Source organism: bacterium (assembly GCA_024228115.1).
GTDB lineage: Bacteria > Myxococcota_A > UBA9160 > UBA9160 > UBA6930.
Genome location: JAAETT010000426.1, coordinates 1 through 11,871, shown reverse-complemented (window position 1 = coordinate 11,871; position 11,871 = coordinate 1). Strand labels below are relative to the sequence as shown.

11 protein-coding genes are annotated in these 11,871 nt (G+C 64.8%); 4 read left to right on the top strand and 7 right to left on the bottom strand.

Annotated elements, in window-relative coordinates; all coding sequences use genetic code 11:
* Positions 1–259: hypothetical protein (locus GY937_18535; protein ID MCP5058703.1), on the top strand; the 259-nt coding region annotated here is incomplete at its 5' end.
* Between the two features lie 54 nt (positions 260–313).
* On the opposite strand, the gene GY937_18530 is transcribed toward GY937_18535, so the two are convergent.
* A complete protein-coding gene (locus tag GY937_18530; GenBank protein MCP5058702.1) occupies positions 314–601 on the bottom strand; it encodes a hypothetical protein in 288 nt (95 codons plus the stop codon).
* A 177-nt stretch (positions 602–778) separates the two neighbouring features.
* Entirely contained in the window at positions 779–1,054 is a 276-nt protein-coding gene (locus tag GY937_18525) for a hypothetical protein (GenBank protein MCP5058701.1), read from the bottom strand.
* A 104-nt stretch (positions 1,055–1,158) separates the two neighbouring features.
* Between GY937_18525 and GY937_18520 the strand changes: the two genes are divergently transcribed.
* Both GY937_18520 and GY937_18515 read left to right on the top strand, forming a co-directional pair.
* Positions 1,159–2,157, top strand: coding sequence for a nucleoside hydrolase (locus tag GY937_18520; protein MCP5058700.1), 999 nt, complete (start codon positions 1,159–1,161; stop codon positions 2,155–2,157).
* An 89-nt stretch (positions 2,158–2,246) separates the two neighbouring features.
* The gene (locus GY937_18515; protein ID MCP5058699.1) at positions 2,247–3,071 is read left to right on the top strand and encodes a PDZ domain-containing protein; all 825 of its coding nucleotides are present in this window, start codon (positions 2,247–2,249) and stop codon (positions 3,069–3,071) included.
* 119 nt (positions 3,072–3,190) lie between these two features.
* Here GY937_18515 and GY937_18510 read toward each other — a convergent pair whose 3' ends face one another.
* Both GY937_18510 and GY937_18505 read right to left on the bottom strand, forming a co-directional pair.
* On the bottom strand, positions 3,191–5,116 hold the full coding sequence (locus GY937_18510) for a DUF4105 domain-containing protein (protein ID MCP5058698.1): 1,926 nt from the start codon (positions 5,114–5,116) through the stop codon (positions 3,191–3,193).
* A 14-nt stretch (positions 5,117–5,130) separates the two neighbouring features.
* On the bottom strand, positions 5,131–5,616 hold the full coding sequence (locus GY937_18505) for a DUF3015 domain-containing protein (GenBank protein ID MCP5058697.1): 486 nt from the start codon (positions 5,614–5,616) through the stop codon (positions 5,131–5,133).
* Positions 5,617–6,223: 607 nt separating this feature from the next.
* Between GY937_18505 and GY937_18500 the strand changes: the two genes are divergently transcribed.
* Complete coding sequence (locus tag GY937_18500; protein MCP5058696.1) at positions 6,224–7,441, top strand: PEP-CTERM sorting domain-containing protein; 1,218 nt, start codon at positions 6,224–6,226, stop codon at positions 7,439–7,441.
* Positions 7,442–7,478: 37 nt separating this feature from the next.
* Here GY937_18500 and GY937_18495 read toward each other — a convergent pair whose 3' ends face one another.
* The 3 genes from GY937_18495 to GY937_18485 form a co-directional block, all read right to left on the bottom strand.
* Positions 7,479–9,626, bottom strand: coding sequence for a TonB-dependent receptor (locus GY937_18495; protein ID MCP5058695.1), 2,148 nt, complete (start codon positions 9,624–9,626; stop codon positions 7,479–7,481).
* 127 nt (positions 9,627–9,753) lie between these two features.
* Positions 9,754–10,308 (bottom strand): response regulator, encoded by a 555-nt coding sequence (locus GY937_18490; protein MCP5058694.1) that lies wholly within the window; start codon positions 10,306–10,308, stop codon positions 9,754–9,756.
* A 5-nt stretch (positions 10,309–10,313) separates the two neighbouring features.
* A complete protein-coding gene (locus tag GY937_18485; GenBank protein MCP5058693.1) occupies positions 10,314–11,528 on the bottom strand; it encodes a HAMP domain-containing histidine kinase in 1,215 nt (404 codons plus the stop codon).
* Between the last annotated feature and the right edge of the window lie 343 nt (positions 11,529–11,871).

Below are 11,871 nucleotides of genomic sequence, written 5' to 3'. Positions count from 1 at the left end.
GTTGGAAGAAGGTGCGAAGGTCGACATGCCCGGGCTCGGAGGTCGCACGGCGTTGCATGTCGCTGCAGCTTTCGCCAAGCCAATGATCGCCGAGGTTCTTCTCCAAGCCGGGGCAGCTCCGAATCACCGCGACGACCGCGGCCTTACGCCGCTGCGGGTTGCATTGCGGCATCCGGCCGTAACATCGCGCGAACCGTCTGGTGTCGTCGATACGGGGGCGGTTGTTGAAGTGCTGGAGCGCTTCGGGGCGATTGAGTAAGACGTTCCACCACGTCTACTCCCCGAGGTGCTACGAGTCAATCGGTCTCTCGGCTCACTCAAAATCACCGAGTGATCGAAAAATCTGAGGGGACGGCTCCCAACCGAATTCATCGTCCGAGGGAAAGATCGGGCGGGCCACTCGCGAGTAGGCCAGCGAAGAGATCTTGGGATGCACGGCCCCCGGTGACAGAACGAGCAAGTGGTTTCGGGCCATCGCTCTGAATTCCGGCTCGAGGTATCCGATCTTGACCATCGTGAGATCGAACTCGAGTGGGTCCAAGCCCAGCGCGAGGAAGTCATCACGTTCGTGAAACGGTTTGCGGCGGGAGGTGAGAATCACCTGGACGCCGCCTACTCGACCCCAACAGGGGGATCCCCCCGTCGACGTGTAGTTGACGGAACATCCACTACCCGGTCATTGAGCGAATACCCAGCTTAAAACCTCTATCTTCGTCCGTTCGTCAGGCTTCCCGGGCCGCTTCACGATGCGCTCTCGCAGGGCTCCTTCCGGGTTGTATCAGTATTCCTCGGTGAGGGCGAGTTCGCCGCGAACGTACTCGCGAAAGGTCACGACCCTCTTCGCCTCATCGTAGACGGCCTCGTAGTAGCGGAAGAACTGGTAGACCTCTTCGTAGTTCTTCTCGGCCGCGATGTCGCGGACCAGCCCTTCGATCACGAAGTCGTCCGAGTAGTAGGGTTGGCCCGGGCGGACATCCTCCGGCCCAGCCACTGCAGCGGAAGACACCAGGAGCGCGAGGAGGAGCCCCCTGATCCGCATGTTGGGCGTCGGCATGGCAGCACCCTCGTCTCTCGAATGGCCCGGGCGGGATACCAGGGACCTGTTGCGCCCTCTGCTTGTAGTCGAATCCCGGTCGGTCCGCCTGTTACCGTGTTCTCATGACGACCACACGCATCATCATCGACACGGATCCGGCCATGGGCTCGGCCGGCGGAGACCCGGAGGACAGCTTCGCCATCCTCCTGGCCCTGAACTCACCAGAACTTGCGGTGGAGGGGCTCACCGTCGTGCAAGGCAACGTGCCGGTGGATCATGGCTACGCGAACGCCGTGCATCTGCTGGATCTGCTCGGGCGCAGGGATGTTCCCGTGCTCGCGGGCGTGGATCGCCCGCTCGATCCCGAGCGTCGGCTGCAGCTGGCATGGCTGGAGCAACGGGGCGGGCTGGAACGATTGGTGCCAACGGCCACGCCGCCGGCCGGCGACCCCCACGCGGTGGATTTCCTCGTCCAGACCCTGCTCGAGAATCCGGAGGAGATCACGCTGGTCACCATTGGCCCGCTCTCCAATATTGCGCGCGCACTGGATCGCGAGCCTTCCCTGGCCGAGAAGATTCCTCGCATCGTCATGATGGGCGGAGCCGCCACCGTGCCCGGCAACATCACACCGGCTGCAGAGTTCAACATCTGGGCAGATCCCGAGGCGGCGCATCGCGTCTTCGAGTCGGGGGTACCCATCCGTATGGTCGGCCTCGACGTATGCGAGCAGACACACCTTCACGAAGACACCGTGAAACGTCTCGAGGCCGCCCCGTCCGAACTCGCACGCTTCGTCGGCCGCGCTGTCGTGCCTTGGATCGAGGTGCGCCGGGGCCTCTTCGGTGCCGACGATCTCCACCTCTACGATTCACTCGCCGTAGCCGCCACGTTCCGGCCCGATCTCGTGGACTCCCGGGAAGCGTTCGTGGCCGTCGAGCTGAAGGGCAACCATACCGCGGGCGCCACGGTCTCCTACCTGAACCCGCTCTTGCGTGCCGGGCTGACCGGGCGTGAGCCGAACGCCGACGTGGCCCTCGAGGTGGACAGCGCGGGTTTCGAAGCGCTCTTCGCCGAGCGCGTGATCGCCCCGCTCGCCGCCCGGCCGGGGCCGGACGCGTAGCGGGCGCGGCGCACCTATTCACCGGAGGCTGCTGGCCGTAGGGTCTCCGCAGGTCGCAGAAGAATCCCGCGGCTACCTTCCCGAATCTGATGCCTCGGCTCTCGCTCACCCTGACCGCCCTCGCCTGCCTGGTGATCGGCTTCCTCGCGTTCGGTGCGGGGTGGCAGTACGGGACGCCAGAGCCTCCGCCCAGCGTGCCCGCCGCGAAAGAGGAACGTCTGGAGCGCCTGAACGAGCGAGTCGATCGCCTCGCAGAGCGCCTCGACGAGGAAGTCGCCCGCCACGCGGCACTCGAAGAGAGGCTTGCCTCCGCGCTCGAAGAGCGACCGTTGGCTCCGGCGCGAGAGAGCACCCGGCCGGCGCACCGCGCGGTGAACCCGGTACGCGCATCACGATCCGCGTCGGGATTCGATCCGGAAGCGCTACTGGCCGCTGGTTTCTTCCAGCGCGACGTGGAAGCCTATGCCGAGACCCGCGACGATGTAGAGCTGCGGCGCCTGGCCCTGCGCGATCGCGCGACCCGCGAGGGCTGGATGCAAACCCCCCGCTACGCCACCGAGAGCCGGGACCTCTCGGCTGAACTCGTCGCTGCAAGAGAGGCATACGGAGAGGAATTCTCGGACTGGGCTCTCTTCGCATCGGGCCAGCCGAATCGGCTGGGTATCGGCGATGTGATCTCCGGCTCGCCGGCTGCCGCAGCCGGCCTGGAGCCCGGCGACATCCTCGAAAGCTACGCCGGCTCTCGAATCCAGGCTGTCTCGGACCTGCATGAGCTGACCGTCGCCGGAAGAGCGGGCGAGTCGACACCCATCGAGGTTCGACGCGATGGCAGCTTGTTGAGGCTCACGATTCCCCGTGGCCCGCTCGGCGTGCGCGTGAACCCCATCCGCCAGGAACCCCCGCCACCTCGCTGATGGTACAGCCGCGCAGGCAGCTCATTCCGCCGCCGTCAGGATCTCGTTGAGCCGCGCGGCCGCGTCCTCGCGGTTCAGGATACCCGGTCGGCTGCGGGGGCTTCGGAGCGAACCTCAGACTAGAACGTCCACTGGAGTGAGAGGCTCCCGTCGATCCAGCTGTCGCGGTCGAATCGGTTCAGCGCGGCTTCTGCCAGAAGGGCAGTCCTTGCATTGAGGGTCACACGCCCAGCAATTCCGGCCGTGACATGCGTCTCCCTGTCCCCCGCCACGAAGCGTCTGCCGCGCACGAAGAATCGCCCCTTGAAGTGGTCGGCCGGCTCGGTGAGTTCGAGGCCGAACTCGAACCCGGGGCCGAACGCCCAACCGTGATCCCAGCCCGAGCCCAGCTCGAGTTGCAGATCCGCCAGGCCGTAGACCTTGAAGAAGCCATCGCCCGGAGAGAAAGTCATGCCGAGGTTGCCGCCTGTCCTCCAGACGTGGCGTCGATCCAGGTCGTCGTCGTCGGGGAAGAGCCGAGTGCGGAGCCCTGTCTCCATGCCCCACGAGAGCGGTTTGAAGAAAGCATCGCGAGGGGTGTTCGATTGGAGTTCGGCGAGGACCAGCTCTTCGAGGTGGAGGCGCTTCGAGCCCGGAAACCAGCGCAGTCGGGTGTCCAGCACTCCGATTGTAGAATCCCCAGGAAACCCGACGGAGGGATCGAGGCTCCCATGGAAGCCGGGGCGGACGCGCAGCTCGACGTAGCCCTCATCGCCCTGGACCCCTCCGCCGAGACCGACGAGCGCGGTGCCGTGGCCTTCGTCCGGTCGGGCGGCTGGCACGGCGGCAGCGGGTGGGCCACCGGCGGCCGCCCGACTCCGAGCGACGAGCAGCCGATAGGAACGATCGCGTGCGCTCTCGTCGCCGTCATCGTCTTGCAGGAACGTGTAGCGGAGAGCTTCATACGCGGCGCCGAGGACGGCGCCGCGTTCTTCGGCGGGAAGCCTGGCGACCCGTTCGTCTTCGGGTTCGAGGGCTCCTGCCGCAAGCGCCAATGCCAGGCCCCTCGTTTCGGGCGTCAGTGCCGCTAGAGCAACACGAAGTTCTGTTGCGGGCGAGGCTCGATACCTCGGATCGCCTAGCAAGCCGATTTCATCCAACGCGTCGCGGACCGTATCGACCGGAATGATGGCAACTGGAAAGCCGTGCCGAAAACCCAACTCCGTACGCGCCACCGCGAGCAACCGGATCAGCTGGTAGGAGCAGTTCTGGCGGAAGAAGTAGTAGGGGATCTCGATGTCGTCGAGTTCCCAGAGGTGCAAGAGGATGAAATCGACCTCTTCCGCGGTCAATGCCAGGGGAAACTCCCAGATGTCCCGGTTCTGCCAGTCTGCGTAGACTTCGAGCTTCTTGTAGTAGGGGTTCAAGCCGAAGTAGCCCGGATACAAGCCCAGGGTTCCCTTCGCCATGAAGACCGGACCCGCATCGCCACCGGAATTCGCCGTGAAATCGATCGCGTAGGCGAGGAGATTCTCCGGGGCACTCGGATCCGCAACGTCGAGCCGCAGCAAGGTGTGTCCGAACATCGAAGCCGGGTTGTTCATGAAGGCTTCTGGGAAGATCAACGTGATGCCGCGAGGAGCGAGGTTCTCGCGCCACTCGTCGAGGGCCGGGCAAGGCGCCTGGGGAAGGCGCTCGTTTGCCAGGCCCAATTCGCTGACGAGCCATCGCGTGCGAGCCGGGAAGCGGCAGTGGACGGCGTCGTCCCCCTCGGATCCGGGGACGAGTAACCCACGGAGCGTCGCCTCCAGCTCGCCTTCCGGGTTCGTTCGCCCATCTTCCGTGAGGAAGAAATCCTCGTCCGGAACCTCACTCTCGCCACGCAGCACGTGGAGCAGGGCTTGCCACGTGGGGTGAGCCACAAGATCCAACTGGTGGGAGCGCAGGATCTCCGCGCCGACATCGGCGCGGACGGGCAGCGCCAGCGCAAGAAGCAGGATCAGCGGGGCGGCGCGTTGCACGGCGAAGCTTCGGGAGTTGGGAAAGCCCCTGGTGCCATCCGGCACCAGGGGCCTGATTCTCAGCCCTGGGCGGCGTGCTCGTCGAGCAGCCGATAGAAGGCGTCGATCATCTCATTCGAGTCGACGCTTGCATTCGGGAAGAGCTCCACGAAGTGGCCTTGGGTGAAGGCACCGAAGGCAGCCTGCTGTGCCGACGGCACCTGCAGCAGGTGGGCAAAGGCGGCCAGCGCCTCGCCATCACCCCGTGCGACGTCGCGCGCGAGCTGGTCGATATTGGATGCGGCGAACTTTCGCAGCTCCGCATCGGCCGTCACCGTGCCAGTCGCATCACATCCGAACATGTTCAGCGTTAGCGAGACCGACTGAAGTGTCATGCCATTCGTGCACGACGCCATCAGGTGAGGGACAAGCCCCTCTTTGCCCTCCATGAACTGCGTGCCCAGCCCGCATCCGACATCATTGTCGGCGAGAGCCGGCGCCGCCAAGAGCCCCAGGCCCAGAACGGCTCCCAACAAGGTTCCACGGATTCCCCGAATCATCATCATATCCTCGATCCTCCATGTGCGGCCCAACGGACCGGCTTCCGAATAGTACACAGCCAACGCGTTCGCGGGGCAGGCGATTCGAGAATCGGTGGCCAGCACGAAACGCGTCGGCAAACACACTCGTTGGGGTAACCGCCCAACGTCGAAACGCCCGACTGAAGTGGGTGGAGTCCGAAGGCCCGCGCCGGTAGATCTTCGACGAACGACTCTTCCTCGGCATGCCTCGGGAGTGGGACCGCTGTACGGGACGAAGCGGGCTAGACAAGTTGGGCATGTGTGCGGTGCTGCAGAACGAAATCGCTGCCGGCACCTTTTGTTGCCGGGCGCTCGGTGCTTCCTTGTGGGACGCACGCTCGAACGAGACATCCCTTCCGTTCCCCGCTGCGCCGATCGATCCGCACACAAGGAGAGTCCTCCCCCCCCCCCCCCGGGGGGGCCAGGCCTCTAGCTTGCGCAGCGTGGCCCCTGGAGCGGCCGCTCCCCCCGACCGAACCCTCCGGAATTTCTCCGCTTTTCGCTGACATTCCAGGACCTCCGCGACCACGTACCCCGTGGAGTCGTGGGAGCTGTGCTGCAGCTGCGGCGTAGATCGAATCCGGAGGTGAAGATGCTGACTTCGAACGGAATCCAGTTGCGGAAGATCCTGCTGGGAATCGCCCTGGTCGCGTGGGTGCTTGGCTCGGCCGGTCTCGCCGCGGCGGCACCTCTCAACGTGATCGTGATGATCGCCGACGGAATGGGCGCCGAGCAGGTGAAGGCGGGGGCCTACTACGCAGGCGCTCCGCTCTCCTTCGAAGGGGCACCCCACCAGGCCCAGATGATCACGGACTCGGAGAGTACGGTCACCTTGGGCGGCTTCCCAACCGATTCCGCGGCCGCGGCCACCGCGATGTCGACGGGCCAGAAGGTCTCCAACTTCGTGGTGAGCGTGGCGACGCCCGGCGACCAATCCAATCTCGAGACCATGGTCGAGACATTCTCCGCCCGCGGAAAATCGACGGGACTCGTCTCCAATTCGTACATCACCGATGGCACGCCCGCCGGATTCGGATCCCATGCGATCGCGCGCACCTTGACTTCGACGATCGCCTCCGGATACCTGAATGACACGCGGCCCGACGTGTTGCTAGGCGGTGGCGGGAACGGGATGGATCCGGTCGCCACCGCGGCTGCAGGCTACACGGTCGTGACCGACCGGACCGGCCTGCAGGCGATCAATCCGCAAACGGTTGGGCCGCTCGCCGGACTCTTCGGAACCAGCGCCGAAGGGATGCCTTACGAATGGGATTACGACCAGGGCTTCGACCTCGGCTACGACACCCTGCCCTTCCTGACCGAGATGACCTCCTCGGCGCTCTCGGTGCTCGAGAACGATCCGAACGGTTTCTTCCTGATGGTCGAGCAGGAGAACACCGACAAGGCGGGACATGAGGACGCCAGTGATCCGCATCGGCTCGCGCGCGCCGTCTTTGCGGCGATCGAATTCTCCAACGCGGTCCAGATCGTCCTCGATTGGGCGGCTGGCCGGACCGACACCCTCATCATCGTGACGGCCGACCACGAAACGGGCGGGCTCGAGGTGCTTGCGGACAACGGTGCCGGGGTTCTTCCGACCGTGGCGTGGAACGGCAGCGGGTTCCCCGGCTGGGATCACTCCGGTGTCAACGTTCCCGTCTACGCCTGGGGGCCGAACGCTGACCTCGTCACCGGAATCATCGACAACACCGAGATCCACACCATCGCCACGATTCCCGAGCCCTCCAGCCTTGTCCTGATGGGGCTCGTGGGCTTGACCCTGGTCGTCGTGCGCCGCAACAACGCCTAGGCCGCTCACGAAGCCTGGGCCGTGGCGTCGGGCACGTCTACCAGCGTTGGGCGATGCGGAGGAAGAAATTCCGTCCCTGCCCGGGCAGGCGCGCGCCGAGTGCGACATCGCCATTGGCAATCCGGTTCAAGCCGGCGAGGTGGTCCGTGTAGGTCTTGTCGAGCACGTTTTCCACACCTCCGCTGATCTCGGTACCCGAAGCGAAGCGGTAGGTCGTCGAGACATTCAGGATCGCCCATGAACCGGTCTGGGTCTCTCCGTTCGTCGTGGAGACCTTGCGCTGCTTTGCGGCGGCAACGGTTCCGATGCTGGCATCGAAACGATCCGTCCGGTAGCTCAGGGCGAGGGCTCCGTTCAGCGGGCTGATGCGGAAGAGATCGTCGCTGATGTCACGCCGCTTGGCGCGCACGTAGCTCACGACGCCATCCAGATGGACGTTCCCGAAGAGCCGGCCCCCGAAGGAAGCGTCGGCTCCGAAGAACTCCGCGTCCACATTCGCGAATTGGAGCGGGGTCGGGTCTCCGTTGGCCGTGCTCACCATGATGACGGCCATGTCGGTCGAAGGGATTCCCTGGATGTAGTCATTGACGCGCCGGTAGAAACCCCGAGGCGAGAAGTAGAAACGTTCCGTTCGCCAATCCACTCCGAGCTCCGCATCCCATGATTCCTCGGGATCGAGCCCGATATCGCCCAGGTAGTTGTTTCCGTCGGCGAGCCCGGCAGTCGCCTGCGAAGGGATCCAGAGATAGCGCTCGAGGTAGTTCGGCGAGCGGGTCTTGTGGGCGGCAGCGAGTTCGATGCGCAGCTCGGGTGTCACGTGGTAGAGGAGCTTCAGGACGCCATCGAGGTTGTCGTCGCTGCGAGAGCGATCGGCCGCGTTGAAACGGTTCCGGAGCATGGCGGGCATCATCAGCAGCTGGGCCGGGAGCGCATCGACCTTTCCCGAATCCATTTCGACGCGCGTATAGCGGAGGCCCGTCTCCACCTCGAAGCGATCGCCGAGCGGGGCTCGCCACTCGAAGAACGCACTGTAGTGGTCGCGTTCTGCGCTGTTGAAGGCCTCGACGAAGAACACCCGATTGTTCGGATTCGTGACCATCGCATCGTGACGGGCTTGCTGGGCATCGAAACCGAGCGTCATGGTCCCGTCTCCCGCAAGGAAGGTCGCGGCGAGATCGATGGCTCCGGCGCTGCTCTCCGCATGGTTCTCGCGAAACATCGCCGGATTGCCGGGAGCGGTGCGGAGATCGAAGTTGTTCATGAGGTGATCGACGTCGTTGAAGTAGATGCTGCCGCGAAGATCCGTTTCTCCGAGTGTCCCTCCGTAGTGGATACGGGCGATCTCCGTATTCACCTCCATGATGTCCATCGGCAGCGCGGGCGTGCCCGAGGGGTCGGTATCGTTGTGGCGGTAGTCGAAACCGAGCTCGTGGTCACCGAGGCGAGCCGCGTAGCCGATTCCGTACTGGTCACGCTCGTACTCGGAAAAGCGGATACGACCCGAGCCGAAGTCGGAGTCGTGGCCGCTCTGGCGGGTACCGATCAGGTGCATGCGATGACGATCGTTCGCGAGCGAGAGGAGCCCCCCGCCGAAGTAACCGTTGTCCACGCTACTGACACCGGTTTCGAGATCACCGTGGAATTCGAACTCGCTGCTCTCGGTGAATTCGCTCGTCTTCGAGCGACCGCGGACGGTTCCTCCGAAGCTCTCGGCGCCGCTGCTGACCGAAGCAATGCCCCGATCGACGACCAGCGAATCGAGCTGCGGACGGGGGAGGTAGTGGAGAGGCGGGTCCATCCAGTTGGGCCCGCCCGAGGTGATATGCATGTCGTCTACCCGCACGTTCATGCGCGTTCCGAACATTCCGCGGTAGTGCACCTGACGGGTGATGGACCCGTTGGTGTTGACGTTGGCACCCGGGGTTCCCCGCAGCAGCTCGGCGCTGCTGGGAGCCGCCTGGAGTGCGGTCGCCGATTCTACGACGTGTTCGTCGGGGCCTTCCAACGCGTCCGCCGAAACCACGATCGGGGAAAGCTCGGCCTGGTCTGCCTCTTCGCTTTCGGCTGTGGCTGGGCGGACAGGCGGAATCGGATCGTCTGCCGCAGCGAAGGCCGCCCTGGCCAGGGGAAACACCAGCAGGCTGGTCACGACCAGGGCAAACACGTTCCGTGCGATTCTCCGCATCCGTCTGGATTCCTTCGCGAAAGCCCCGTCAGGGGCGTGAAGGAGACACGGATAACGGAAGAAATCCTGGACCGGGATGCGGCAAATCGTCGCAGGTGCGTCTCGTCGAACAGAACGACGAGACGAGTCAGCGCGAAGCCGGGTATTTCGCCAACTTGCGTTGCAGGGAACGCCGGTGGATTCCCAGAAGGCGCGCCGCCTTCGAGACGTTCCCGCCACAATCGGCGAGCACCCGGTTGATGTGTTCCCACTCCGCACGTGCCAGCGAGGGCACACCCGAAGGCTCTTCCGATGGCTTCTCCGCTGTGCTCGCATCGCGATCGAACGCCACCAGGATCTCGTCAGCGTCGGCGGGCTTGGTCAAGTAGTGGGATGCACCGCACCGCACCGCTTCCAACGCGGTTGCGATACTGCCGTAGCCCGTCAGTACGACGATCCGCGGGGGCGGCTCGAGCGACGCGAGTGCAATCGTCAGGTCCAGCCCCGGCATGCCCGGCATCCGGAGATCGACCAGTGCCAGGTCCGGCATCTCCTTTCGGGCGATCTCGAGGGCCGCGTCCCCATTGCTGGCTCCCAGTGAGCGAAGCCCCCTGTCCTCGAACGCCTGCATGAGGCGGGTGCGAAAGATCTCGTCGTCATCGACGACCAGAACCGAACGGGCCCGGGCTTCGTTGCTCGACATCGCTTCTACGACGGGGCGCCACTGGCTTCAGCCAGTGAGACCGGAAGTTCCAGGATCGCGCGTGTTCCATGCCCGGGCGTGGAGTCGATTCGCAAGGCGCCGCCCAACTCCGTTGCAAGCGTTCGCGCAAGAAAGAGGCCCAGGCCCTGCCCGCGCCCGGCCGGTTTGGTCGTGAAGAAGGGCTCGCCGATCCGGTGCATCAGCTCTTCGGAAACGCCGGTGCCATGATCCTCGACGACGAAGACCAGGTTCGGCCCCTCCCGGCGGGCGATGAGGTGGATCGTCGCCTCCGGAGGGCTGGCGTCGAAGCCATTGCGTACGAGGGAGAGGAGCGAGCGGAGAAGAGCCTTTCGGGGGGCGCGGAAGCTCGTTTCATCCGCTTCGACCTCGAGGCGCAAGGAGAGCGCTTCCTCCAGCTCTGAGCGCAGGTCCGTTGCGAGCTCGATCATCGTGACCGTCTCGAGCGCTTCCGTAGGATTTTCGCCGGCCTCGACGCTCATCTGGTCGAGAATCGTGCGGCACCGACGCACCTCCGATCGGATCAGTCGGGCTTCCTCCGGCAGCGAAGCATTCGAGGGATCGGAATGGAGGCGCAGCTCCAACTCCTTGGCGACGACGGCGATGGTCGCGAGCGGGGTCCCGAGCTCGTGTGCCGTACCTGCCGCAAGGGTTGCCAACGAAGCCAGGCGCTCTACGTGCGCGCTGCGCTCCCGTTCCAGGGCAAGCTCCGCCTGACGGCGGCGCAGCTCACCGGAGACCTTGGAGACAAAGAACGCGATCAGCAGTGTCGTCAGCGTGAAGGCGAGCCACATCCCATAGAGATGCAGCTGGAAATCCTCGCCACCGTGTTGAGCGTGCGAAGCGGAAGACTCCGCAATCGGGACGTGGCCGGTAAACAGAAGACCGAAACCTGCCACGGAGAGCGCAGCCAGCCCCCACGTCCAACGCCCCGGCAGGACGGCCGCTGCGAGCGTGAGATTGACCAGGTACAGGAAAGTAAAGGGGTTGCTGGGGCCCCCGGTCCAGTAGAGAAGCCCCGTCAAGATGGCCAGGTCGAGTGCCAGCAAGGAACCCGCGTGGGCATCTGATGCCTCGCCGCCGCGCCCTAGCCACACGAGCGCTGCCAGGTTGCTCACGATCGTCGCCGCGATGAGCGCGCCCAGCGGCGCAAGGGGCAACGGCAGGTCGAATCCCCAGCGTGAGACACCGACCGCCAACATCTGGCCAAACGCCGCAGCCCAACGCAGCCTCAGCAGCCACGAAAAACGGATCCTCGGAAGATCATCGGCGGAGTGGAGGGGGGCTTCTTTCAATGGAAACCTCGGATGCGGATCGACAGCGGCGGCGCCCGTCCACCGATCGCCTCCAGGATGTGGCAGGTTATCGGACACACGTCAGCACGACCATTCGCCCGGAAAGCTCCCTAGGAGTCTGCGCGGCAGAGGGCCATTGAGGGGTGAGTCTCGCTAGAGTGAGCCATGCCGCGAGACTTTCGACGCTACGAGCCGGACCAGTCGCTTCTCCTGCCGCCCTCGCTTCGGGATTGGCTTCCCGAGGATCATC